Here is a 23,460-nt window from a genome sequence, read left to right on the forward strand (position 1 = left end):
GCTGTAACACGTGGTTCGCTGCTGTTGCCGACCGTTGCCGGATGTAACACGTCGTTCGCCCACCTACCCGCCGCGAGACGTCGCGCACCATGCCCTGCACGGGGCTGCTACAGCTGTCACGCGCACCGAACAGCGGCGAACAACGTGTTACAGCAGCGGGCGTACGCTGACCCCGAGGTGAGCGCGATGCCCGAGAGCGAGGACTGGCCCCACGGCCGCCCGGCCTACGAGCACGAGACGGACGCGCCGGAGCACCCGGTCCGCGACCGTACGCCGAGCCGAGCCGCCGCCCGGGCCCGGATCGAGCAGCAGCAGACCTGGGTCGACCTCCAGGTGCGCCAGGCGATGGAGCGCGGCGACTTCGACGACCTGCCCGGCGCCGGCAAGCCGATCGCCGACCTCGGCGGCACCCACGACCCCGACTGGTGGGTCAAGCGCCTGGTCGAACGCGAGCGGATCACCGTCCTGCCCGCAGCGCTCCAGCTCCGCAAGGACGACGCCGAGCTCGACGCCGCCATCGACGCGCTGGGCTCCGAGCGCGAGGCGCGGGCCTTCGTCGAGGACTTCAACGCCCGGGTCGTCCGCGCCCGTTACACCCCCGTCGACGGCCCGCCGCTGGTCACCATGCCGCGCGACGTCGACGAGACGCTCGCGGCCTGGCGGGAGCGTCGGGCCGCCCGGCGTCGTACGACCGCCGCGACCGCGGAACCCGAGCGCCGGCGCGGCCGGTGGTGGCGCCGCCGGCGATAGGCGCGTCTCGCGAGACATCCGTCATACCCGCGCGGCGTGACTCGCCGGTAGGTTGTCGGAACGTGAGTCACAAGAGCGCCAAGGACTTCTTCCGACCGCTGGCCGTGGGGGCGCCGCAGCCGCTGCGCGAGATCCCCGCCCGGCCCAGCCGCGCGATCCACTTCTTCGATCCCAGCAACGAGAAGATGGCCGCGAAGATCCCGGCGATGGTCGGCACCGTCGACGTACTCCTGGGCAACCTCGAGGACGCCGTCAAGGCCGACAACAAGGTCGCCGCCCGTGAGGGCCTCGTGCGCATCGCGCAGGACACGGACTTCGGGCCGACCCAGCTGTGGACCCGGATCAACGCGCTCGACAGCCCCTGGGTGCTCGACGACCTCACCACGCTGGTGCCCGCGATCGGCGAGAAGCTCGACGTGATCATGGTGCCGAAGGTGCAGGGCGCCGAGGACATCCACTACGTCGACCGGATCCTCGCCCAGCTCGAGGCCAAGGCCGGCATCACCCGGCCGATCCTCGTCCACGCGATCCTCGAGACCGCGCGCGGCGTCGCCAACGTCGAGGAGATCTGCGGCGCCTCGCCGCGCATGCAGGGCCTCTCCCTCGGCCCGGCCGACCTCGCGGCCGACCGGAAGATGAAGACCACCCGGGTCGGCGGCGGCCACCCGGGATACCTGGTCCGCGAGGACGCGCCGCGCGACGCCGACGGCGGCTATCTGTACGACGCCGACCGGTTCCGGTTCCAGCAGGACCTGTGGCACTACACGATGGCCAAGATGGTCGACGCCTGCGCGACCCACGGGGTCTACCCGTACTGGGGCCCGTTCGGCGACATCAAGGACACCGTCGCCTGCGAGGACCAGTTCCGCAACGCCTTCCTGCTCGGCTGCGTCGGCGCCTGGTCGCTGCACCCGGTCCAGATCGAGATCGCCAACCGGGTCTTCTCCCCCAGCGTCGAGGACATCGCCCACGCGCGCCGCGTCGTCGCCGCGATGGGCGACGGCACCGGCGCCGTCATGATCGACGGCAAGATGGAGGACGACGCCTCCCTCAAGCAGTGCCTGGTCCTGGTCGAGCTGGCCGAGGAGCTGGCCGCGATCGATCCCGTGCTGAAGGCGACGTACGACGCCATCGAGACCCCGGAGGCCTGACCATGACCGAGTTCAAGCCGCTGCGCTCCGTCCTCTACATGCCCAGCTCCAACGAGCGGGCGCTGGAGAAGGCGAAGACGCTGCCCGCCGACGCGATCATCTTCGACCTCGAGGACGCCGTCGCCCCCGACGCCAAGCCCGCCGCCCGCGAGGCGGCCGCCGCGGCCGTCCGGTCCGGCGAATACGGCGGCCGCCACCTGATCATCCGCGTCAACGGCATCGGCACCGAGTGGCACGACGACGACATCGAGGCCGCCGCGGCGGCCGGGCCCGACGTCGTCCTGGTGCCGAAGGTGAACTCCGCCGAGGAGGTCCTCCAGCTCACCGACGCGCTCGCCGCCGCCGGCGCGCCCGCGAAGACCACCCTGTGGGCGATGGTCGAGACCCCGATCGGCATGCTCAACGCGCTCTCCATCGCCACCGCGTCGGAGCGGCTGACCGGCTTCGTGATGGGCACCAACGACCTCGTCAAGGAGCTGTACGCCGAGCACGTCCCCGGCCGCCAGCCCGTGATCACCGGCCTCGGCCTGGCGCTGCTCGCCGCCCGCGCGGCCGGCATCGTGATCATCGACGGCGTCTACAACGACGTGAAGGACATCGACGGCTTCCTGGCCGAGGTCGAGCAGGGCCGCCAGATGGGCTTCGACGGCAAGACGCTCATCCACCCCGGCCAGGTCGAGGGCGCGAACGCCGGGTTCGCCCCCGGCGAGCAGGCCGTCGAGGACGCCCGCGGCCTGATCCAGGCGTGGGAGGACGCGCGGGAATCGAGCGGTGCCGGCGTGGTCACGTACAACGGCAAGATGGTGGAGAGCCTCCACGTCGAGTCCGCCGAGCGCACGCTCGCGATCCACGACGCGATCCAGGCCCTCCAGTAGCACCGACCCGGCGCAAACCGACCCGGGAATCTCACCGACCCGGCGCAAACTGACCTTGCGTGAGGTCAGTTTGCGCCGGGTCAGGGCGTTTTTCAGGTCAGTTTGCGCCGGGTCGCGCCGCGCTGGGGCGGTTGGGCGCGCCGAGCTATTCCGCGAGCCGTAGTAGTGTGCGGCGCATGGACACCACCCAGCTCCTCCGCGGCGTGCTCGACCTCGCCGTCCTCGCGGTGGTCGAACGCGAGGACGGCTACGGGTACGACGTGCTGCGCCGGCTGCGCGCCGGCGGGCTCGCCGAGGTCGGGGACGCGTCGGTCTACGGGACGCTGCGCCGGCTCTACGCCGCGGGCGCGCTGACGTCGTACGTCGTGCCGTCCGACGAGGGCCCGCACCGCAAGTACTACGGCATCACCCCCGCGGGCCGCGACCAGCTCGCGCAGCAGGCCAAGGAGTGGACCTCCTTCGCCGGCACCGTCACCTCCCTCCTTCCCCCGCAGCAGCGCCCGACAGGAGCCTCGGCATGAGCACCGACCACACGCTGGCCCGCCCGAGGTCACCGCCTTCGTCGAGGAGGTACGACGGCACCTGGCCGATCTCGACGAGGAGACCCGCGACGACCTGCTCGGCGGGCTCGAGGCGGATCTCGCCGACCAGTTGGCCGATGGCACACCGCTGGCCGACCCCGCGGCGTACGCCGCCGAGCTGCGCGCGGCCGCGGGACTGCCCGAGCGGGTCCGCCGGCGCCGCCGGATCGACACCAGCGGCTGGCCCCGGACGCCGGGCGACGCCCTCGACCGCGGCCGGGCGCTCTTCCTCGACCGGGCGACCGATCCGCGGATCCGCCCCGCGTGGGACCTGCTCGTGACGCTGCGCCCGGTGTGGTGGGTGGCCCGGGCCTGGGTCGCGGTCACGCTGGTCGACGTGGTCGCGGGCGGCTGGGAGGCGGTCAGCGTGATCCCGACACTCGTCGTGCCGGGCCTCGGCGCGCTCCTGCTCCTCGTGGCGGTCGTGCTCAGCGTGCTCATCGGCACCGGCCGTCTGTGGCCCGGCTCCGGACCGGACCGCCCGGTCGCCGGGCGAGCGATCCTGCTGGCCGCCAACACCGCCGCCGCGCTGCTGCCCCTGACGTGGAGTGTGCCGTGGCCGGCGTACCTCAGCTACGACCAGTTCGGCGACGACGGCTACGCGCAGGGCTGGGACGACGCCACCCGCCAGGGCCTGCTCAACCACGGCAACCTGGTGACCGACATCTTCGCCTACGACGACGCCGGCCGGCCGATCCCGCTGGTCCAGCTCGTCGACCAGGACGGCCGGCCCCTCGACATCCCGCTCGCTGACGCCATCCAGTGGGACGACCGAACCGGTACGCCGATCGTCGCCTGCCCCGCCCGCAACGGCGACGCCCCGGTCCGCAACGCCTTCCCGTTCGCGCGGCTCGAGCTCGCCTCGGGTGGGCGCTGCACGCCCGAGCGCGCGGCCGGCGCCCAGGCACCGGCGTTCCCGCTGGCGACGCTTCCGCCCGTCACCCCCGCCTGGCCGGCACCGGCCGAGCCGGTGACGCCGGTGGAGCCGGTGACGCCGGTGGAGCCGGTGACGCCGGCCGAGTAGCTCAGCGCAGCGCGGCGGCGAGCAGGTCGGCGACGACCTTCTGCTCCTCGGCGTACGGGTGGTACTCCAGCGCCGCCCGCTCGGGGATCAGCCCCGCGATCCACGGGTCGGCCGAGCAGATGTCGTGGCCCTCCGTGGCGGCCCAGACGTCGACGTACCCGACCCCGGTCTGCTCGGCGGCGGCGGACAGCCCGTCGTTGATCCGGCTGACCAGGTCACGGCCGTAGGGGTAGTCGCCGCGGGCGAGCGGCAGCAGGTCGCAGGTGCCGGAGGCCGGGAAGACGTGGGGGTAGCCGACGACCAGGACCGTGGCGTCGGGCGCGCGCTCGCGGACGGCCTCGACGGCCTCGATCATCCGGCTGGGCAGCTTGCCGAGCTGCCGCTCGACCTTGGCCCGGAACTCCGCGTCCTCGGCGGTGCAGGGGGCGCCGCGCCGGTCCTCGACCGCGAGGCCGACGCAGGTCGTGACGAGCTCCGCGAAGACCTTGCCGTCGTTGCCGCCGATGCCGATCGTGACCAGGTCGGTGTCCGCGGTGAGGGCGTCGAGCTGGGGCGGCACCGGGTCGCCGTTCGGGGGCGTCTGCGGGCCGGCGAGGTGGGCGCTGGTCGCCCCACCGCAGGTGACATCGGTCAGCTCGAGGCCGAGCCGCGCGGCCAGCAGGTGCGGGTAGTTGCCGGTCGTCTGCTCGCAGCCGACGGGTCCGCTGCTGGGGCCCAGCCGCGGGCCGGCGGAGTAGGAGTCCCCGAGGGCGACGTACGTCGAGCCGGCCGGCAGCCCCTCCTTGCGGACGATCCTCGGCTCCGGCGGGTCGGAGCAGCCGGCGAGCGACCCGGCGAGCAGCGCAGCGAGGGCGGCGACGACCGGCAGGCCCGCCGCACGCGTCATCCCCGCACCTCCTCGACCCCGAGAGCAATGGTCAGGGCAAGGACGGTATCGGGGTCCTCCAACCGGTCGCCGTACAGGTCCCGGACCTGGGTCATCCGGTAGCGGATCGTCTGGGGATGCACGAACAGCGCCGCCGCCACGTCGTCGCGGCGCCCCTGATGGAGCAGCCACGCGCGCAGGGTCTCGCGGAGCTTGGCGGCGGCGGCCGGGCGCAGCCCGTCGAGGGGCGCGAGCACCTGGCTGCGCAGGTCCTCGAGCGCCGTGGGGTCGGCGGTGAGGACCAGTCGCGGCAGGTGCGCCTCGGTGTCGCCGGCGAGGCCGAGGGAGCGGGCCCGCACCACCCGGTCGTACGACGACCGCACGTCCAGCCACGGACGCGCCGGCCCGACCAGGCAGTCCCGGCGGCCCACGGCCCGCAGCAGCGCGTCGCGCCGCCGGCCGTCGGCGTCGGGCACGAGCAGCAGCGCGGCGCCGTCGAGCTCGGGGAGGTCGCTGGCCTGGACGGTCCCGCGGCGCAGCGACTGCTGCAGCGCGCCGGCCCGGGACTCCGGCGCGATCACCGCGGTCAGCGTGGTCGGCGGCGGCCACTCCGCCCGCTCGGCGGCCGCGAGGACGCTCGCCTCGGGCGCGCCGGTCAGCAGCTGCCGGGCGAGCCGCTCCATCATCCGCTGGCGCATCCGGCCCTCGGTGGCGGCCTCGTCCTGGTGCCCGGCGACGCTCGCCGCGGAGAGCTCGTCGATGTAGGCGAAGACCAGCTCGGCGAAGGACGCCATCGTGGCGGGCTCGATGCCCTGCTCGACCGCCTTGGCGGCGAGGTGCTGCCAGGAGACCCGGGCCCCGATCCGGTACGCCGACAGGAGGGCGTCGGTGCTGCGCCCGCTGCGGACCTCGCCGCGGCCGAGCTGGTAGGCGCCGTCGACGGCCGAGGAGCGCGGGGCGAGGGCATCGGGGCCGCGCCGGTCGCTGATCAGCGACAGGAAGCCGCCGAGGGCGACCTGGACGGCTCCGCGGATGGTCTCGCCCATCGGCCCGCCGAAGGCGTCCTCGTAGGCGGGGACCTCCCGGATGATCTGGTCGACGACGTCGTCGGCGACCGTGGCGAGGTCCGCCCGGATCGCCGCGACCGTGCCCCGCGGGAGCAGGACGGCGTCGTCGGGACGTGGCCGGCGCAACACTCGACGGGACATTACGGCCTTCTTTGTCTCGGACGAACAAAACCGTGGACCGGATTCACCGGCTGAGGTCATGAGTTTAGCGCTCCCGGCTGGGACTCTAGTGGTGTGAGTACGACGACCGCCGCCCCACCCGCGGCCGCCCGGACCGGACGCCTCCGCACCGGCCTCCGCTCGCTCCTCGACGCGGCCGTCACGCCGCTCAGCGTCGACGACCTCCTCGACCACTTCGCCCCGCTGCGCCCCGGCGCCGCCACCGGCCTCCAGGGCCGGATCGTCGCGGTGCAGCAGGAGACCGCCGACGCCGCGACCCTGGTGATCAAGCCCGGCAGGGACTGGGCCGGCCACATCCCCGGGCAGTACGTCCGGGTCGGCGTCGACGTCGACGGCGTCCGCCTGTGGCGCACCTACTCGCTGACCCACGGCCCCCGCCCCGACGGCCACATCTCGATCACCGTCAAGGCGATCCCCGACGGCGCCGTCTCGCAGTACCTCGTCCGCGAGGCGCGCGCCGGCCAGATGCTCCAGCTCGCGCAGGCCGAGGGCGACTTCGTGCTGAGCCCGCCGGAGTCCGGCCGCCGCCACCGGCTGCTGCTGGTCACCGCCGGCTCGGGCATCACGCCGGTGATCGGCATGCTGCGCAACCTCTACTCGCGCAACGAGGAGGCGGCCCGGGCGGCGTACGACATCGTGCTCGTGCACTCCGCCATGAAGCGCGACGAGGTCATCTTCGGCGCCGAGCTCCGCGCCCACGCCGACGCCGGGCGGCTGCGCCTGATCGAGCGGCACACCGACACCGACGGGCTGCTCACCACCGCCGACCTCGAGGCCGAGGTCCCCGACCTGGCCGAGCGCACGGCGTACGCCTGCGGCCCCGCCGGCCTCCTCGACACGCTCGAGGAGTTCTACGACGAGCGCCGGCTGACGCTCCACACCGAGCGGTTCCGCCCGACCGTCGTCGACGTCGACGCCGAGGGCGGCACCCTCACCTTCGCGGGCAGCGCGGCGACCACCGTGGAGACCGACGGCTCCGTCCCGATCCTCGACGCCGCCGAGTCCGCCGGCGTCCTCATGCCGAGCGGCTGCCGGATGGGCATCTGCATGGGCTGCGTGCTGCCCATGAGATCCGGCGCCGTGCGCGACCTGCGCAACGGCGAGCTCACCGTCGCCGTCCCCGGGGAGACCCACCCCGACGGCGTGAAGATCCAGACCTGCATCAGCGCCGCCGCCGGCGACTGCGTCATCGACCACTGATCCCCCTGACCGAAGCCACGGAGGACACCCCATGACCACGATCACCAACAAGTCCGAGAACCCCACCGCCCACCTCAGCCCCGAGGACGTCGAGGCGCTCGGCGCCGAGCTCGACGCGATCCGCCAGGAGGTCCTCGACGCGCGCGGCGAGCAGGACGCGGCGTACATCCGCAAGGTCGTCGACGTGCAGCGCAAGCTCGAGCTCGGCTCCCGCGCCGTGCTGCTGGTGAGCGCCTTCCCGCCGGCCTGGCTGCTCGGCACCGCCGGCCTCGCGGTCGCCAAGATCCTCGAGAACATGGAGATCGGGCACAACGTCATGCACGGCCAGTGGGACTGGATGCGCGACCCGAAGATCCACTCGACCACCTGGGAGTGGGACAACGCCTCGACCGCCGAGGGCTGGAAGCACTCGCACAACGAGATCCACCACACGTACACGAACATCGTGGGCAAGGACAACGACCTCGGCTACGGCATCATGCGCGTCGACGAGGAGCAGCGCTGGTACCCCATGTACCTCGCCCAGCCGCTGTGGAACTTCATCAACGCCTGCTTCTTCGAGTACGGCATCGCGGCCTACGACCTCGAGCTCGGCCGCAACCTGCGCACCCCGAAGGAGAAGCGCAGCGCGGAGTTCAAGCGCAACCTGTCGAACACGCTGAAGAAGATCCGCAAGCAGGCCACCAAGGACTACGTCGTCAACCCGGTCCTCGCCGCGCCGACCGGCTCCTTCCTGCCCGCGCTGGCCGCGAACTTCACCGCCAACGTGATCCGCAACCTGTGGTCGCACTCGGTGATCATGTGCGGCCACTTCCCCGAGGGCGTGGAGACCTTCGAGCTGAAGTCGATCCCGGAGAAGGAGACCCGCGGCGAGTGGTACCTGCGGCAGATGCTCGGCTCCGCCAACATCTCCGGCTCCAAGCTGATGCACATCATGACCGGCAACCTGTCGCACCAGATCGAGCACCACCTGTTCCCGGACCTGCCGAGCAGCCGGTACGCCGAGGTGGCCCCCAAGGTGCGCGCCGTCTTCGACAAGTACGGCCTCAACTACCACTCCGCGCCGCTCCCCCAGCAGGTCGGCAGCGCCTGGCACCGCGTGGTCCGGCTGTCCTTCCCCAACGGCTGGCTGGCGACGACCAACGCGAAGAACCTGCCCACGCAGCTCAAGCTGCTCTACGCGCTCGCGACCGCGGACCGTCGTACCCGCCGGGTGATCCAGCTCCGCCTGGAGCGCGAGGCCCGCAAGCTGGAGTCCCGGAAGCTGGCGCAGGCCGCCTGATCAGGCCCGCGACCGCGGGAACACCTCGAGCGACCTGCGGTACATCGCCACCGCCGCGAGCTGGGAGTCCACGCCCAGCTTGCGGCGCAGCGACTTCACCTGGCTGCGCACCGTGGCCTCCGCGACGCCGGAGAGCTCGGCGATGCGGCGCACCGACTGGCCGTCGTACAGGGAGCCGAGGACCTCGTACTCACGGTGGGTGAGCAGCTCCATCCGGCGGACCAGGGTGCGCTGCTCCTCGGCGACGCTCTCCCACTCGCGGATGGCGCGCTCGCGCAGCACCTCCGGCGTGGGCGAGCCGCCGGCGATCGTCTCGCGGATCGCCTTCGCGAGCCCGGCGGTCGTCGTGGTGGTCGGCAGCACCCCCGTCGCGCCGCCGGCGAGCACCGTCCCCCAGCGCGGCCCGAAGTCGCTGTCGGTCAGCACCAGCCAGCGCAGCGGACCCCGGCTGACAAGGATCTCCACGTCGTGCAGCAGGTCCGGCGTGCGCAGGTCGCAGAGGATGACGCCGACCGATGCGCCGCTGCGCGCCAGCGCCTGGCGGAAGGAGAGCCGGCCGCCCCGCTCGGGCCAGTCGAACAGCACGGGTGCCAGCCCGCGTCCCCGCAGCGCGGCCGCGATCGCCTGGCCGACCAGGCGACGCTCGGCCACCAGCGCGATCCGCCGCACCGGCTCGTCAACGGACATCGACGAGGACACGGTCGATCGTCCCGTGGAACTGGTCGACGGAGTCCGTGGCGATCCGGCCACCGGCCGTCACCTTCGCCCCGATCGACAGGGGGATGTGCGCGAACGTGATCGCGCCGGGGTCGCTGTCCACGACCCACTCCCGCGGCGCGCCGGCGGCGTCGAGGTCCTCGAGCCGCAGGCGGACCGACGGGCCGCTCCGCAGGCAGGTGAGGCGGTACCAGCGGTCGGGCTCCACGGGTCCGTCCGCCTTCACCAGGGCCTCGCCGAGGGTGCCGGCGAGCCGGCATGACGGCAGGCCGTGGTCGACCTGGATCTTGAGCTGTGCCGGCTCCCCGAACCGGCCGCGCTGGACCAGGTTGTCGCCGTCGTCCCCGGGGCGCCCGGCGGTCGCCGGGTCGGCCCGGAAGTCCACGCTCACCTCGAAGTCGCCGGTGCCCGGGTCCAGCGGGTCCGGGACCGACGGATCGGGCCAGACCACCAGCGCGGCGGCGGGCACCGGTCCGTCGGGGGCGTACGCCGGCGTCCGGATCGCCGTACCGCCGTCGCGCCCCGGCGCCCAGGTCAGCCGGCCCCCGCCGGCGGTGGCCACGACGATGCTCACGGTGGCCGTGCCCTCGTTCGCGGCGCCGGGTACGACGTCGCCCGGGACGACCACGCCGGCGAAGCCGAGTCCGAGGTCGACGTCGCTCAGGTCGGGGGTCCGCTCGGCCCGGGGCTGGAGGGTCGCCCCGTCGCTCACGCCGCAGCCGCTCGCCGCGGCGAGCACGAGGAGAACGAGCGCCCTCCTGCGCATCAGGCGTCTCCCTTCCCGCCCGGTGCCGGCCCGGGACGAGGTGACAGTAGGACGGTCCGGGGTGCCGGAGCGGCCGTGCGTCGATAGTCACCCAAATTTGGTGAGCCATGCAGCACGGCCGGCGGGTTGGCTTCGTCCATGGCGTCCACCACGTCACCGGGGGACCGGCCCGGGGGTGTTGCCGAGCGATGCTTCGTCGTCGGCGTCGCCGGCCTGCCCGTGTGGTGGCTGCTGGGTGTGGCGTCGTTGGTGCCGCTGCTGCTCGCCGTACCCCTGGGCTGGGACCTGTGGACCCGGCGCCGGATCGCGCTGCCGCCCCACATCGGGTGGTGGCTGCTGTTCCTGGCGTGGGTGCTCCTCGGCGTGGGCACACTGTGGGCGGCGGCGCCCGGCGCGGTGGACGACGGCGGCGCGGGCCGGCTGATGGTCTTCGGGTACCGGCTGGGCTGGTACCTGTCGTGCACCGTGCTGCTGGTCTGGCTCGGCAACACCCCCGCCTCCCGGCTCCCCGACCAGCTGGTCCGCCGGGTGCTGGCCTCGGTCTTCGTGGTCGCCGTGGCCGGCGGGCTGCTGGGCCTGCTCAGCCCGGACCTCACCTTCACCACGCTGGCGGAGCGGCTGCTGCCCGGCGGGCTGCGCGGCAACGGCTTCGTCAGCACCCTGGTGTCGGCGGAGGCGGCCGACGTGCAGCGGGTCCTCGGCGACGACCAGCCGCGGCCGAAGGCGCCGTTCCCGTTCACCAACACCTGGGGCAGCGTGATCTCGCTGAGCCTGGTGTTCTTCGTCGCCACGGTGGTCGCGAGCCGGTCGCGATGGCGCTGGCTGGCCGGTCCCCTGCTGGCGGCGGCCGCCGTCCCGGTCGTGCTGAGCCTCAACCGCGGCCTGTGGCTGGCGCTCGGCGCCGGTGCCGTGGGCCTGCTGGTCCTGCTGGCGTCCCGCCGCAACCACGCCGCGCTCGCCGGCCTCGCCGCCGTCGTGCTCCTCGGCGGGGTCGTGCTGACGACCACGCCCCTGGGGGACACGGTCTCGGAGCGCCTCGACCACCCGCACAGCAACGACCGCCGCTCGCAGCTCCTGGTCGCGACCGTCGACTCGATGACCCGGGGCTCCCCGGTCGTGGGGTACGGCAGCACCCGCGACGTCGAGGGCAGCTTCGCCTCGATCGCGGGCGGCGCCACGCCGAGCTGCCCGGCGTGCGGCGTACCTCCGCTCGGGACCCAGGGACAGCTCTGGCTGGTGCTGTTCTCGCAGGGCTGGATCGGGGCGCTGTTCTTCCTGACCTTCTTCGTGCTGGCGCTGCGCCGCACCTGGCGATGTCGGACCGTCAACCAGACGGTGGCGACCTTCGTCCTCGGCGTCTTCCTGCTGCAGCTGACGGTGTACGACACCCTCGGGCTGCCGATGTTGATCGTGATGACCGCGGTGGGGCTCGCCTGGCGCGAGGAGCGGTCCCCCACGGCCCGCCCACCGACGCTGCACCGGCCGCCGGCGCGCGCCCTGGCGCTGGCCGGGGTGGCCGGGATCCTGGGCGCGGCGGTCGGCGCCGCGACGACGGTCGGGGCGGATCGCCAGGTCACCAGCACGGTGACGGTGGAGCTCACCCCGTCCCCGACGTACCTCGACGTCGGCGACGTCGCCCGCGCGGCGGACAGCGACGCCGTGGTCCGGCCGCCGGACCCGGCGACGGTCGACACCGAGGCGGCGCTGCTGCGCTCCGAGCCTGCGCTGGAGCGCGCCGGGCAGCGGGTCCACATGACACCCGCGGACCTGCGCTCCGACATCCGGGTGGTCGCGCCCCCGCTGTCGACGGTGCTGCAGGTGAGCGTGACGACCGGTTCGGACCGGGATCCGGCGGCGGCCGCCCGCGCCGTGGTCGACGAGTATCTCGCCGAGCGCGGCCGCGTCCTCGAGGGGCGTCGCGCCGACATGGTCGCGCGGCTCGGGGAGCGGCTCGCCGCCATCGACCCCGCGGACCCGGACTGGGCGCGGACCCGGACCTACCTGCGGGCCGCGGTCGACCACCTCACGACGCACCGGCCGGCGGTCGGGAGCGTGATCCGGGTCGGCCCCGCGCACGCCGTCGGCGTCGAGCGCGGCGTCCCGATCGCCAGCGGCCTCGCCCTCGGGGCGCTCCTCGGCCTGGCGGCGGCCCGCGTGCTCGCGAGGAGGCGTCCGTGACCGCCCGGCCGCGCGACATCTGGACCCGGCTGGCGATCGACCCGCTGGCCGACCCGCTCGCCCGCGCCCTCGCCCGGCTGGCGTGGGTGACGCCCAACCGGGTGACCGTGGTCTCGGGCCTGCTCGGCGTCGCCGCCGCCGGCTGCCTGGCCACCGGCCGGCTCCGCCTCGGCGGGATCCTCTTCCTGCTCCGCTTCTTCGCCGACTGCGTGGACGGCAAGGTCGCCCGGCTGCAGGGCTCCGGCTCGCACCGGGGCGCCCTGCTCGACGTCGCGACCGACGTCGTCTGCGTGACGGCGGCGTACGCCGGGCTCGCGGTGTGGGCGGTCCGCCACGACCACGCCGACCCCGCGGTCGCGGCCGCGCTGCTCGCCGCGCTCAGCTGCTACGGGTGGGCCCTCGCCCACCGCAAGCACCTGGCCGAGCAGGCGGGCCTCGGCGACGGGGGTCGGGCCCAGCCCTGCTGCGCCGCACCGACCTGCCGTTGCTCGACCCCTGGCTGCGCGTGTGCCGCCGGCTCGGGATGAGCCCGGTGCCGTGGGCGGTCGAGGCCGAGACGCTCGTGCTCGGCCTGCTGCCGCTCGCCGGTGCTCGGGCGGCGGCCGGCGGCCTGCTGGTCGCCCTCGCCTTCTATGTCATCGCCACCGTCGTCAACCTTCGCCGGATGTGGCGCATCGCCCGCCGGCTCGACCGTGTCCCCTCCCTCGAAGCAGGTCCGCCATGAGCCTCCCCGACCTTCCCGACGTCGACGTGGTGATCGCCACCCACGACCGTCCCGTGCTCGTGCGCGAGGCCATCGCGGCCGTCGTCGGGCAGGCGTATCCCGGCCGGGTCCGGTGCATCGTCGTGTTCGACCGCTCCACCCCCGACCCCGACCTGTGCGCCTACGGCGACGGGGACCGTCGTACCGTCGACGTCGTCGCCAACGACCGCAGCCCCGGCCTCGCCGGCGCCCGCAACACCGGCATCCTCGCCGGCGACGGCGCGCTGGTCGCCTTCTGCGACGACGACGACCTCTGGCTCCCCGGCAAGCTCGAGCGCCAGGTCCGGGCCCTGGTCGCCGGCGGTCCGCCCACCTGCGTCACCGGGATCGAGGTCGACTACGACGGCACCACGACCACCCGGGTGCCCACGCCCGCCTCGCTCGAGCTGCGGCACCTGGTACGGCGGCGGGTGATGGAGGCGCACCCCTCGACCGTGCTGGTACGACGACGCGAGCTGCTGAAGGACATCGGGCTCGTCGACGAGGACATCCCCGGCAGCTACGGCGAGGACTTCGACTGGATGATCCGGGCCGCCGGCGCCGGCGGGTTCCACGTCGTACCCGCGCCGCTGGTGCGGGTCCGCTGGGGCGGGTCCCAGTTCTCCCGGCAGTGGGGGACGATCGCCGACGCGATCGACTACGGCCTCGCCAAGCACGCCGTCTTCCACGAGGACCGCCGCGCCCTCGCCCGCCTCCTCGGCCGCAAGGCCTTCGCCCTCGCCGCCCTCGGCCGCCGGGACGCGCTGCGCTGGGCCGGCCGGACCGCCTGGACCTCCCCCGGGAGCCGCGGGCGTACCTCGCCGCGCTGGTCGCGCTGCGGGTCGTGAGCGCGGACCGGCTGCTCGATTTCGCGCACCGGCGGGGGCACGGGATCTGAGCCGTTCGTGCACACCGCCGGAAGGGACTTTCGCCTGTCCACAGGCGGGGTCTGCTCGTTTCGTGGTGTCGGGGTGGGTGGGAGAATCCAGTCATGGATCTCGGAACCCAGCCCCGTTCGACGGCAGCACTGCTGTCGCGGGTCGGTGCGCGGATCCAGGCCCGTGACACCCTGCTGATCGAGGAATGGCAGGACATCGTCACCTGGGCCAGCGACCACGTCGTCGTCGGGCCGGAGGGTGCGGCGACGATCACCGACGGATACCTCGACACCGGGGTCCCGATCGCCGGGGACGGGGCGCCGTTGGTGTCGGAGTTCGGGTTGATGGAGCTGGTCGCCGTGTTGGGACGCTCGCCGGACGGTGGGCGTGCCTATGTGGGGCGGGTCATCGAGTGCGCCTGGCGGCTGCCTCAGGTCTATGCCGCCGTGGTCGCGGGTCGGTTGACGCCGTGGCGGGCCGAGCGGATCGCGGACCTCACCCACGGGCTGAGTGCTGAGGCGGCTGGGTTCGTGGACCGGCAGCTCTTCGATGCCTCCGGGGTCGGGTGGGCGCAGTTGGACCGGCTGATCGCCGAAGCGATCCTCCGGTTCGACCCCGAACGCGCCGAAGCCGAACGCGCGACGGCTGCGGACCAGCGCTATGTGGAGGTCGGGGACCCCGACACCCACGGCAACACGAACGGGATCGTGCACCTCGATGCCGTGCTCGACGCTGCTGATGGGCGTGATCTGGATGTTGCGATCGCCCGCCGCGCCCACCTCCTCGGGGACCTCGGCAACGACGCTCCGCTCGATGTGCGCCGCTCGGTCGCGCTCGGCGAGTTGGCCCGGGCCGACCTCACGCTCGATCTGGAGGGTTCGCCGGGCCGCAAAGCGATCGTGAACGTCCACATCACCGACACCACCCTGACCGGCGTGAACCCCGTCGGCAGATGGGAAGACCAGCAGGTCCCCGTGTCGAGCGAGCAGATCCGCGAGTGGCTCGGCACCGCCTCGACCGTGATCGTCCGCCCGGTGATCGACCTGGCCGACCACGTCCCGATCGACTCCTACGAGATCCCCGACCGCCACCGCGTCCAGGTCGCTCTGCGCGACCATGCGTGCCGGTTCCCCCACTGCACCAGACCAGCCACCCGCTGCGACCTCGACCACGCCCGACCCTACGGCGAGGGCGGGCCTACCTGTCCGTGCAACGAGGTGGCCCTGTGCAGACGCCATCACCGGGCGAAAACCCACAGCCGCTGGCGCTACCAGACCACGGCACCAGCCACCTACGTCTGGACCAGCCCCAACGGTTTCACCTTCCGTGTCGACCACCGAGGCACCCACCCCATCCACCACGCGACCGACCCCGCCGGCGACCCAGCCCCACCAGACCAATAGCCACCCCGCCCCGCACCCCGCACACCCCATGGTTGCGGGGATGCAGGCACGTCCAGCCGCTCAGACCAGCCCCGTCGGACCCACCCACGCCCCGCTCACTCGTCCCCCATATGGGGGACGAGATTGGCCCCGACCCCTCGTACCGGGTCGAATCGAGCCGATCGACCGACAGAACGAGTGACGAAGTACGCGGCCGTGCGCGATGCTCCCCCACGGCCCAGATGCGGGGAGGTGGCGTCGTGCAGAACGCCTACAGACGTTGGACCTGGCTGTCAGCTGCGCTGGTGGCCGTGATGATCGGGGCGGTCGCGGCCGTCCCGCCGGCACAGTCGCGCACCGCGCCGGCCCAGGCGTACCCCACGGGAAGCTTCGAAACGCACCTGGACGGGTTCGCGGGGGTCAAGGGCAGCAGGGTCAAGCTGTCGCGCAGCGGTGCGGGCCGCAACCACAGCCGCGCCATGGTCGTGCGTACGGCGCAGCGCGGGCCGGTCGGCGCGATCAGCCGGCACCGGTTCGCCGGGGCGCACCAGGCCGGGACGTCGTACGTCGTCCGGATGTGGGTGCGCACCGACACGAAGCGCACGGTGGCGCTGCGGGTGCGCGAGGTCGCGGGCGGCAAGCGCGTCCAGACCAGGACGGTCCGGGTGGCCGCCAAGGCGGGGACCTGGACCCGGATCAAGACCCGGATCACGACGAAGAAGCGCAACTCCGCGCTGAAGCTGCGCGTCCGCTCCCCGCGGGTGGCGGCGAACGAGCGGATCCTCGTGGACGACCTGCGGATCGTCGAGGAGTCCGAGAGCGAGGGCGTCGTCGGGAAGCTGACGAACGGCTGCGGTCGCACCGCCCGCGGCATCCCGTCGTGCGGGACCTACGTCGGGGCCGCGCACGGCTCCAACACCGACCCGAGCGCGCTCGAGCAGCAGCTCGGCGACCGGCTCGGCGTCCGTCGTACCTACTTCAACGCCACGGGCGTGGCGGGGGCCGTGCGGATCGCGCAGGCCGACCTGGCGGCCGGCCGGCTGCCGTGGGTGAGCTTCAAGCTGCCGCACTCGTGGACCGAGATGGCCGACGGCAAGGGCGACGCGTGGGCGGTCGACCTCGCCCAGCGGCTCGGGGCGCTCGGCGGCCCGGTGTGGGTGGCGTTCCATCACGAGCCGGAGGGCGACGGTGACATCCAGGAGTGGCGCCGGATGCAGGAGCACCTCGCGCCGCTGGTGCGGGGCGCCTCGCCCAATGTTGCCTTCACCGTGGTGATGACCGGCTGGCACCAGTTCTACGGCGAGGCGCAGTACAGCCTCGCGCAGATCTGGCCCCGCGGCGTGAAGATCGACGTGGCCGGCTTCGACATCTACCAGCAGTACGGCGTGGTCAAGAACGGCAGCACCACCACGAAGTGGACCGACTTCGAGCAGTATTACCGGCAGATCGCCGCCTGGGCCCGCACGATGGACGTCGACTGGGCGCTCGGCGAGACCGGCGTGACCGACACGGCCGCCGCCGCGCATCCCTCGGAGATCGTCGACGCGGTGGACCTGATGGAGAACTACGGCGGTATCGCCTACAGCTACTTCGACAGCGCGCTGAACAGCATCGCGCCGTGGACGCTGAACACCGCGGTCAAGCGCAACGCCTTCGCGCAGGCACTGGCGGGGGCGCCGTCACTCAAGTAGCCGCTCCAGCGCGATCAGGGAGAGGGTCGCCCGGGGCGAGATGTGCTCGCCACCGGGCGCCTCGACCAGGCTGAGGTACCGGGTCAGGATCGCGACGAGGTACAGCAGGCTGCGCACGTGCGGCTCGCCGCCGAGGCTGCGGTCCGGGTACGACGCGAACGCGAGCGCCCGGAGCACCCCCTCCGGCGAGGAGGGGAAGCCCGCGTTGAGCGCGTTGACGACGTAGTGGAGCGGGTCGAGGCCGGTGGGGACGCCGGTCTCGAACCGCTCCCAGTCCCACAGCAGCACCCGCTCGCCGGAGACCGCCATGTTCCACGGCGTCCAGTCGCCGTGCCAGGCGCCCCACGAGAGGGGACGGCTGCCGGTGATGGCGGCGACCCGCTCCATCGCCCGGCCGAGGCGGCCCCGGCTCACCGGGTCGGCGAGGCTCCCGGCGACCTGCCACTGCTGCCGCCACCAGGCGGACTCGGCCAGCGGCCCGTCCGGGATGCTGAAGCTCCCGGCGAGCTCGTCCATCGCGGCCACGGGCGGCGTCCACGAGCTCCGGTGCCGCTGCCACGGCGACGGCGCGAGCGGACCGGCGAGGAGCACCGGCCGGCCGCGCCAGGAGGTGCGCGCGATCAGCGGCGGCGGGACGACATACCGGTACTCCTGCGACGTCACGGCGGCGAGTGCCCGCCCCTCGGCGGCGACGTCCGCGCAGGTGTGATCGGACCAGCCCACCTTGGCGAAGGCCCGGCAGCGCCCCTGCTCGTCGAACACCTGGAGCACCGGCTTGCGGTTCACCCGCGCGGTGCCGATCGTGATGCTGAAGCTGACGGGCGTGCCGAGCACCGACGAGAGGTGCTCGGCCAGGCCGTCGTCGCCGCCGCGCACCTCCACCCGGTGCCGCAGCAGACCGGGTACGGCGCGCACTGCGGCGCCGGCCGCGACCCGGGCGGTGGAGTCCCACCAGCTCGACGCGGTGCTGATCCGCCGCAGCGACGCGCCCGCCGCGACGGAGGAGTCGACGGGGACGAGCACCGTCGGCGTGCTGCCGCGGCTGACGACCGCGTACCGGGCGCGCACGGGGCGTCCGTCGCCGGCCGTGCCGGCGGGTACGACGTCGGCGCCGGGCCACAGCTCGGCGGCGGTCTCCAGGAGGTCGGCACTCATCGGACGCACGCGAACAGGTGGCGGCCGTAGTTGTCGGCGTAGGGCCCGACGGCGTCCCGGTCGGGTCCGAGGTCGAGCACCTGGGAGAAGGTGGTGTTCTCGAGCAGGAACCGGCGGATGTGGTCCGGGTTCCAGCCGCGCAGCGAGGAGCGGAACCAGCGCTCGTGCTCCTGCCCGGTGTCGAGGAACAGGACCCGCCCGGTCGCCCGGTCCAGCAGCCGCACCAGCTCGACCTCGTCGCAGCTGCCGCGGCCGAGCACGAAGTGGTGGAGCAGGCTGAAGCAGGACACGACGTCCCACGTCTCGCGGGTGCCCCGCAGCAGGCCGACCGCGTCGCCGATCCGGATCCGCTCCGGGTCGAGCCCGTAGACGAGGCGCCCGAGCGTGGCGCCCAGCGGGTCACGCTCCATGCCCTCCGCGTCGAGCCCGCGCTCGGCCATCTGGGCGACGAACCAGCCGTAGCAGCTGGCCACGTCCAGATAGCTCCCCGACAGCGTGGGCCCGATGACCCGGCGCAGGAAGGCGTCCATGGCCTCGAGCCGGTCGGTGCAGCAGCGCACGGTCGGCCAGTGCGCGTCGAGCTCGGGCGCGTCGACGGGCTGGTAGAGCTCGCGGCCGCCGTGGAGCCACGACATCTTCCGCAGCAGGTCCTGCAGCGGCGTGCTGACCGCGCCGCGTCGTACCCGCACCGGCACCGTCGTCTCCCCCGCGGCCGCCGCCGCGGCGACCCGGTGGTGGCCGTCGACGACCTGGTAGCAGTGCGAGTCCGCCACCGGCACGGCGAGCACCGGCTGTCCCGGCGGGGAGTGCAGGTCCTCGGCGGGCGCCTCGGCGTGGTCGGCGTCGTCGAGGAACCGCCGCGCCTGCGCGAGGATCCCCGCATCATCGGTGGCGCCGAAGTACCGGCCGGTGTGCCGGATGCACACCCGCCCCATCCGGGCGTACGACGACGCGAGGATCTCCTCGTCCGTCGGCTCCGCGCCCGTCCCGCCGAGGGCGAGCAGGGCGGCGTGCGGGCCGTCCGCCACCCGGCGCGAGGGCCACAGCGGGTCGCCCAGCGCCGTCGCGAACTGCGCGGCGGTCATCCCGTTCTGCCCGCCCAGGAGCAGCTGGCCGACGGGGACCTCGCGCAGGCCGGGATGCCAGCGGGTGAGCCGCGCCAGGCGATGGCGGGCGGGGGCGTTGAGCAGGGTGGTCACGATAGGGATTCCTCTCGCCAGGTGGGCGCCCTGCCGAGGTACTCGGCGAGGGCCGCGTCGGATCGGTCGAAGTGGCGGCGCAGGGCGGCCTCCAGGTCAGGGGGGAGCGGGGCGCCGGGTCGCTCGTTCCAGCGCCCGACCTCGGCGGGCCGGTGCAGGGGCAGGCCGAGCCGGCGCTGCAGCTCGACGTACCCGGAGACCGGGTCGGCGAAGAGGGCGTCGGCGTCGACGACGTGCACACGGCCCCGGCCGAGGGCGTCGACGTACCGCTGCACCTGCGACGCGTACTCCCCGCGCTGGAGGTAGGCGTGGTGGCGGTGGGCGAAGCTGGTCGCGCCCGGGGAGCCGGCGAGCAGGTCCGTCAGCCCGGCGGTGCGCTCCGCCTCCTGCGCGACGGCGTCGGCGAAGGGCAGCGTGTCGAAGCCACGCGCCGTCTCGTGCCGGTGGGCGGAGTGGGCGCGGGCGACCGGGTCGCGCACCATGACGACGACCTGGCAGCCGGGCAGGTCGCGGGCGATCCGCTCGGCGGCGAGCGGGTGGAAGAGGTAGTAGCCGCTGCACTCGAACGCCACCCTCCCCCGGGCGCTCGAGCGCAGCGGGAAGTGCGCGCGGTACCAGCGCCGGCCGTGCCGGTAGCCGTCGTCGAAGTAGCCGGTCCCCTTGTCGACCGTCGGCCGGCACAGCGCGGGGTGCTCGCTGAGCAGCCGGAACAGCGTCGTGGTGCCGGCGCGCTGCGCGCCGACGACGACGATCCCCGGCTCCTGGCGCAGGTCCGCGGTGAGCCAGCCCCAGGCGAGCAGCACCGCCCGTGCGGTACGACGCAGCGGGCGCGGCAGCCGGCGGCGCAGGCGGCCGGCCAGCCGGCGGATCATGCCGCCACCGCCATCCGCCGCCGCGACCGCAGCCCGGCGGTGAAGACGTCGACGGAGAGCCGGATGCGCAGCCGCCACACCACGACGCCGTACCCGATCCCGGAGCCGGCGCAGGCCAGCAGCCAGCCGAGCGGCGAGAGCCCGACGACGACGGCGAGCAGCGCGACCGGGACGCCGATGCACGCCACCGGAAGCGCCGCGGCGAGCAGCAGCTCGCCCATCGCGGGCGCGAGCCCGATGTCGGCGCGCAGCTGGACGATGGCGAGGACGCAGCGCACCACCACGGCGACCACCCAGGCCACGGCGGCGCCGGCGATGCCGATCCGCGGGACCAGCACCAGGCACAGCACGAGGTCGAGCGCCAGCGCGACCAGGGTGTTGACCAGGCTCCGGCCGCTGCGGCCGATCATCAGCAGCAGCGTGTCGACCGGCCCGGACGCGACGGCGACGAGCATCCCGGCGGCCATGACGAGGGCGACGGTGGCGGCCTCCCCGGTCGTGTACGACGCCCCGAACCAGCCGAGATAGGCCATCGGGGCGGCGGCGACCGCGAGGTAGACCGGCCAGGCCAGCAGCATGCTCCAGCACGTGCTCACCCCGAAGACCCGGGTGACCAGCGCCGGTGCGGTGTCCGCCGGGCCGGCCAGGATCAGGGTGAACCGCGGCTGCACCACCGAGGACACCGCCTGGTTGGCCAGCTGCCCGAACACGACGAACCGGGTCGCGACCGTGTAGAGCGCCGCCTCCCCCGGGGACAGCAGGACGGCGACGAGCACGATGTCGAGCCGCTGCACGCCGACCTGGGCGATCCGGGCGACGGCACGAGGCCAGGTGAAGGTCCAGTACTCCCGGGCGCCGACCGCCTCCGTGGCGGCGGCGGTCCCGGACCGGGGCCGGCGCCCGAGGAGCCGGCGCAGCGAGCGGAGCGCGAGCAGCGCGCTGACGACGTACCCGGCCGCCCACGCCGCGGCGATGCCCGCCGGGATGCCGGCGGCGATCACCCCCACGACCAGCACGATCTGCATCCCGGGGCGCACGATCCGGTCGACGAGCACGGTGTCCCGGAAGCGGGCGTGCGCGCGGAGTGCGGCCAGGCACAGGTCCGAGCCGGCGGCCAGGGGCAGCGCCCACACCAGGCCGCGGGTGTCCGGCCACCACACCGCGAGGGCGAGGGCCAGGCCGCAGGCGGTCAGCAGCACGGGCACGGCCGCGATCCGCACGAGGGCCCGTACGGCGTCGGGCCGGTCGTCGCGCAGCACGAACCGGGCCAGCCCGGTGTCGGTGCCCAGCCCGGCGGCCGCGAGCGCGACCAGGAAGACCGCGGAGGCCGCGAAGAAGCGGCCCGCCGCGTCCGGGGGCACGCTGCGGGTCACCACGAGCACCAGACCGAACCCGGCCACGGTGCTCAGCACCGCTCCGGCCAGGGTGGCGGCGCTCCCCCGTGCGACCGCGCGCAGGTGTCCGCGCTCGTCGGTCACGGACGCACCTCCACGAAGCCGACGACCTCGGTGCCGCTGCGCTCGGCCTCGGTGAGCAGGACGTCGATCTCCGGCAGGGTGCACGCTCGCGGCCGCAGCTCGACCACCACCGCGCTCGAGGCCGCGAGCAGCCCCCGGCCCACGGCGGTGGCGAACCCGGGTGAGCCGACCACGACCACGTCCGCGTGCTTGGCCAGCTGCGCCAGGCTGCGCTGCATCTCCGCCGAGGCGACCAGGTCCGCGAGATCCACCCCCGGCTCGTCCGAGGGCTCGCCCGCCGGGTCGTCCGACGGCACCAGCCGGCTGCGGAAGTCCCCGTCCTCGAGCAGGACGTCGTCCACGACGGCCCGCAGCTGCACCAGCTCGGCCATCGCGGCCGCGTCGTCGTCCCGGGTGAGGTCGACGGCGATCACCTCGAACCGCGCCCTGGCGAGGGAGTCGACCAGCGCGGCGAAGGACGCCGCCTCGTCCTCCCGGCCGGCCGCCGCGACCGTCACCACGGCGGGCCGGTCCGAGCCGACGGCGAGCACCGCGGACCGCACGTGGGCGATCACGTCGTCGTCGGCCCGGACCGGGGTCCGGAGCACGCCGAGGGGCGCGGGACCGCCGTCGGCGAGGTCCTCGAGACCCCGGACGACGTCCGGCACCGGCCGTCCGGCGCGGACCACCGCCACGGCGAGCACCAGCAGCAGCCCGAGGACGCCGGCGGCGGGCCCGGCCCGCATCGGGTCCGCCCACGGCCCGCCCCGGTCGACCTTCCCGGGGGTCACCAGCTGCCCCGGGTCCAGGCTGACGGCCTGCGCCGCCGCGAGCTGGGCGCGCAGGGAGCTGATCTGCACGACCACCTCCTGCACCTGCTGCTCGATCAGCGTGCGCTTGGGCGCGTCCGGCGCCAGCTTGTCCAGCCGGGCCAGCGCGGCGTTGCGCTCGCCCTCGCGCAGCCCGACCAGCTCGTCGAGGCGGGAGGTCCGCTCGAAGATCGCCGACTCGGTGCGGGACCGGCGGAACCGGAGATAGACGTCGGCGAACGCGGAGGCCCGCTCGACCGCCGTGCTGTCGTCCGGGCCGCGGGTCGTGATCTCGAGCAGCTGGGTGTTGGGCGGGACGCTCACGCTCACCGTCGCGAGCAGGTCGGCCGGCTCACCGTCCAGGCCGAGCTCGGTCAGCACGGCCCGGGCCACGGCGTCCGAGCGGAGCACCTGGGCCTCGGTCGCGAGGTTCACCAGGTCGTCGCCGCGGCCGCCGGGGCTGTAGGCGTTGCCCTCGAGCGGGTGCAGCATGATCACCGCGGTGGCGACGTGCTCGTCCTCGCGGTGCAGGGCCCAAGCCACGGCCGCGCCCGCGCACAGGGCAGCCGTGAGCACCGCCGCGAGCACCAGTCGCGGGGTGACGAAGCCTGGATCCGTGGGAGGACGCCGTCGCGAGCG

Annotated in this window: 22 protein-coding genes; 13 read left to right on the forward strand and 9 right to left on the reverse strand. The window is 74.1% G+C overall.

Annotated elements, in window-relative coordinates; all coding sequences use genetic code 11:
* The first annotated feature begins 186 nt into the window (after positions 1 to 186).
* The 5 genes from FIV44_RS11210 (at position 187) to FIV44_RS30405 (ending at position 4,381) form a co-directional block, all read left to right on the forward strand.
* Positions 187 to 750, forward strand: a complete 564-nt coding sequence (locus FIV44_RS11210; RefSeq protein WP_141004508.1) for a DnaJ family domain-containing protein — start codon at positions 187 to 189, stop codon at positions 748 to 750.
* 62 nt (positions 751 to 812) lie between these two features.
* Complete coding sequence (locus tag FIV44_RS11215; RefSeq protein ID WP_141004509.1) at positions 813 to 1,901, forward strand: HpcH/HpaI aldolase/citrate lyase family protein; 1,089 nt, start codon at positions 813 to 815, stop codon at positions 1,899 to 1,901.
* Between the two features lie 2 nt (positions 1,902 to 1,903).
* Entirely contained in the window at positions 1,904 to 2,776 is an 873-nt protein-coding gene (locus FIV44_RS11220) for an HpcH/HpaI aldolase/citrate lyase family protein (RefSeq protein ID WP_141004510.1), read from the forward strand.
* A 176-nt stretch (positions 2,777 to 2,952) separates the two neighbouring features.
* Positions 2,953 to 3,297 (forward strand): PadR family transcriptional regulator, encoded by a 345-nt coding sequence (locus FIV44_RS11225; RefSeq protein ID WP_141004511.1) that lies wholly within the window; start codon positions 2,953 to 2,955, stop codon positions 3,295 to 3,297.
* Positions 3,298 to 3,427: 130 nt separating this feature from the next.
* Positions 3,428 to 4,381, forward strand: coding sequence for a hypothetical protein (locus FIV44_RS30405; RefSeq protein WP_181411108.1), 954 nt, complete (start codon positions 3,428 to 3,430; stop codon positions 4,379 to 4,381).
* A gap of 1 nt (position 4,382) precedes the next feature.
* On the opposite strand, the gene FIV44_RS11235 is transcribed toward FIV44_RS30405, so the two are convergent.
* Together FIV44_RS11235 and FIV44_RS11240 are read right to left on the reverse strand one after the other, a co-directional pair.
* Positions 4,383 to 5,267 carry an SGNH/GDSL hydrolase family protein gene (locus FIV44_RS11235; protein ID WP_141004512.1) on the reverse strand — a complete coding sequence of 295 codons (885 nt, stop codon included), beginning with the start codon at positions 5,265 to 5,267 and terminating at the stop codon, positions 4,383 to 4,385.
* Entirely contained in the window at positions 5,264 to 6,454 is a 1,191-nt protein-coding gene (locus FIV44_RS11240) for a PucR family transcriptional regulator (RefSeq protein WP_141004513.1), read from the reverse strand. The genes FIV44_RS11235 and FIV44_RS11240 overlap by 4 nt, the downstream gene beginning before the upstream one ends.
* A 93-nt stretch (positions 6,455 to 6,547) precedes the next feature.
* Here FIV44_RS11240 and FIV44_RS11245 point away from each other — a divergent pair, with 93 nt between their 5' ends.
* Positions 6,548 to 7,693 (forward strand): ferredoxin reductase, encoded by a 1,146-nt coding sequence (locus tag FIV44_RS11245; RefSeq protein WP_141004514.1) that lies wholly within the window; start codon positions 6,548 to 6,550, stop codon positions 7,691 to 7,693.
* Positions 7,694 to 7,724: 31 nt separating this feature from the next.
* Complete coding sequence (locus tag FIV44_RS11250) at positions 7,725 to 8,975, forward strand: fatty acid desaturase family protein (protein WP_141004515.1); 1,251 nt, start codon at positions 7,725 to 7,727, stop codon at positions 8,973 to 8,975.
* On the opposite strand, the gene FIV44_RS11255 is transcribed toward FIV44_RS11250, so the two are convergent.
* Together FIV44_RS11255 and FIV44_RS11260 are read right to left on the reverse strand one after the other, a co-directional pair.
* Complete coding sequence (locus FIV44_RS11255; RefSeq protein ID WP_181411109.1) at positions 8,976 to 9,662, reverse strand: helix-turn-helix transcriptional regulator; 687 nt, start codon at positions 9,660 to 9,662, stop codon at positions 8,976 to 8,978.
* Positions 9,652 to 10,458, reverse strand: a complete 807-nt coding sequence (locus FIV44_RS11260; RefSeq protein ID WP_141004517.1) for a hypothetical protein — start codon at positions 10,456 to 10,458, stop codon at positions 9,652 to 9,654. The genes FIV44_RS11255 and FIV44_RS11260 overlap by 11 nt, the downstream gene beginning before the upstream one ends.
* 138 nt (positions 10,459 to 10,596) lie before the next feature.
* On the opposite strand from FIV44_RS11260, the gene FIV44_RS30410 reads away from it, so the two are divergent.
* The 6 genes from FIV44_RS30410 (at position 10,597) to FIV44_RS11280 (ending at position 17,329) form a co-directional block, all read left to right on the forward strand.
* The gene (locus FIV44_RS30410; protein WP_181411110.1) at positions 10,597 to 12,636 is read left to right on the forward strand and encodes a hypothetical protein; all 2,040 of its coding nucleotides are present in this window, start codon (positions 10,597 to 10,599) and stop codon (positions 12,634 to 12,636) included.
* On the forward strand, positions 12,633 to 13,163 hold the full coding sequence (locus FIV44_RS30415; RefSeq protein ID WP_181411111.1) for a CDP-alcohol phosphatidyltransferase family protein: 531 nt from the start codon (positions 12,633 to 12,635) through the stop codon (positions 13,161 to 13,163). The genes FIV44_RS30410 and FIV44_RS30415 overlap by 4 nt, the downstream gene beginning before the upstream one ends.
* On the forward strand, positions 13,160 to 13,360 hold the full coding sequence (locus tag FIV44_RS11270; RefSeq protein WP_181411112.1) for a hypothetical protein: 201 nt from the start codon (positions 13,160 to 13,162) through the stop codon (positions 13,358 to 13,360). The genes FIV44_RS30415 and FIV44_RS11270 overlap by 4 nt, the downstream gene beginning before the upstream one ends.
* Entirely contained in the window at positions 13,357 to 14,226 is an 870-nt protein-coding gene (locus FIV44_RS11275; protein WP_141004519.1) for a glycosyltransferase family 2 protein, read from the forward strand. The genes FIV44_RS11270 and FIV44_RS11275 overlap by 4 nt, the downstream gene beginning before the upstream one ends.
* Before the next feature lie 143 nt (positions 14,227 to 14,369).
* The gene (locus tag FIV44_RS30420) at positions 14,370 to 15,659 is read left to right on the forward strand and encodes an HNH endonuclease signature motif containing protein (protein WP_181411113.1); all 1,290 of its coding nucleotides are present in this window, start codon (positions 14,370 to 14,372) and stop codon (positions 15,657 to 15,659) included.
* Between the two features lie 239 nt (positions 15,660 to 15,898).
* On the forward strand, positions 15,899 to 17,329 hold the full coding sequence (locus tag FIV44_RS11280; protein ID WP_181411114.1) for a carbohydrate binding domain-containing protein: 1,431 nt from the start codon (positions 15,899 to 15,901) through the stop codon (positions 17,327 to 17,329).
* Here FIV44_RS11280 and FIV44_RS11285 read toward each other — a convergent pair.
* From FIV44_RS11285 to FIV44_RS11305, 5 genes are read right to left on the reverse strand one after another with little or no spacing between them, the layout of a single operon-like run.
* Entirely contained in the window at positions 17,318 to 18,484 is a 1,167-nt protein-coding gene (locus FIV44_RS11285) for an aminoglycoside phosphotransferase/kinase family protein (RefSeq protein WP_141004521.1), read from the reverse strand. The genes FIV44_RS11280 and FIV44_RS11285 overlap by 12 nt on opposite strands.
* Positions 18,481 to 19,683 carry a ParB N-terminal domain-containing protein gene (locus FIV44_RS11290; RefSeq protein WP_219996399.1) on the reverse strand — a complete coding sequence of 401 codons (1,203 nt, stop codon included), beginning with the start codon at positions 19,681 to 19,683 and terminating at the stop codon, positions 18,481 to 18,483. Before FIV44_RS11290 ends, FIV44_RS11285 begins: the two co-directional genes overlap by 4 nt.
* Positions 19,680 to 20,555 (reverse strand): sulfotransferase family protein, encoded by an 876-nt coding sequence (locus tag FIV44_RS11295; RefSeq protein WP_141004523.1) that lies wholly within the window; start codon positions 20,553 to 20,555, stop codon positions 19,680 to 19,682. Before FIV44_RS11295 ends, FIV44_RS11290 begins: the two co-directional genes overlap by 4 nt.
* Positions 20,552 to 22,033: a lipopolysaccharide biosynthesis protein gene (locus FIV44_RS11300; RefSeq protein WP_141004524.1), complete on the reverse strand. Its 1,482-nt coding sequence runs from the start codon at positions 22,031 to 22,033 to the stop codon at positions 20,552 to 20,554. The genes FIV44_RS11295 and FIV44_RS11300 overlap by 4 nt, the downstream gene beginning before the upstream one ends.
* Positions 22,030 to 23,409, reverse strand: coding sequence for a YveK family protein (locus FIV44_RS11305; protein WP_181411115.1), 1,380 nt, complete (start codon positions 23,407 to 23,409; stop codon positions 22,030 to 22,032). The genes FIV44_RS11300 and FIV44_RS11305 overlap by 4 nt, the downstream gene beginning before the upstream one ends.
* Positions 23,410 to 23,460 lie beyond the last annotated feature (51 nt).

The sequence above is a fragment of the Nocardioides humi genome (assembly GCF_006494775.1).
GTDB classification, from domain to species: Bacteria; Actinomycetota; Actinomycetes; order Propionibacteriales; family Nocardioidaceae; genus Nocardioides; species Nocardioides humi.

Coding starts and splice junctions, on each gene's coding strand:
- FIV44_RS11210 (WP_141004508.1), top strand. CDS start 187: ATGCCCGAGAGCGAGGACTGGCCCCACGGCCGCCCGGCCTACGAGCAC.
- FIV44_RS11220 (WP_141004510.1), top strand. CDS start 1,904: ATGACCGAGTTCAAGCCGCTGCGCTCCGTCCTCTACATGCCCAGCTCC.
- FIV44_RS11225 (WP_141004511.1), top strand. CDS start 2,953: ATGGACACCACCCAGCTCCTCCGCGGCGTGCTCGACCTCGCCGTCCTC.
- FIV44_RS11235 (WP_141004512.1), bottom strand. CDS start 5,267: ATGACGCGTGCGGCGGGCCTGCCGGTCGTCGCCGCCCTCGCTGCGCTG.
- FIV44_RS11240 (WP_141004513.1), bottom strand. CDS start 6,454: ATGTCCCGTCGAGTGTTGCGCCGGCCACGTCCCGACGACGCCGTCCTG.
- FIV44_RS11250 (WP_141004515.1), top strand. CDS start 7,725: ATGACCACGATCACCAACAAGTCCGAGAACCCCACCGCCCACCTCAGC.
- FIV44_RS11255 (WP_181411109.1), bottom strand. CDS start 9,662: ATGTCCGTTGACGAGCCGGTGCGGCGGATCGCGCTGGTGGCCGAGCGT.
- FIV44_RS11260 (WP_141004517.1), bottom strand. CDS start 10,458: ATGCGCAGGAGGGCGCTCGTTCTCCTCGTGCTCGCCGCGGCGAGCGGC.
- FIV44_RS30410 (WP_181411110.1), top strand. CDS start 10,597: ATGGCGTCCACCACGTCACCGGGGGACCGGCCCGGGGGTGTTGCCGAG.
- FIV44_RS11270 (WP_181411112.1), top strand. CDS start 13,160: ATGAGCCCGGTGCCGTGGGCGGTCGAGGCCGAGACGCTCGTGCTCGGC.
- FIV44_RS11275 (WP_141004519.1), top strand. CDS start 13,357: ATGAGCCTCCCCGACCTTCCCGACGTCGACGTGGTGATCGCCACCCAC.
- FIV44_RS30420 (WP_181411113.1), top strand. CDS start 14,370: ATGGATCTCGGAACCCAGCCCCGTTCGACGGCAGCACTGCTGTCGCGG.
- FIV44_RS11285 (WP_141004521.1), bottom strand. CDS start 18,484: ATGAGTGCCGACCTCCTGGAGACCGCCGCCGAGCTGTGGCCCGGCGCC.
- FIV44_RS11295 (WP_141004523.1), bottom strand. CDS start 20,555: ATGATCCGCCGGCTGGCCGGCCGCCTGCGCCGCCGGCTGCCGCGCCCG.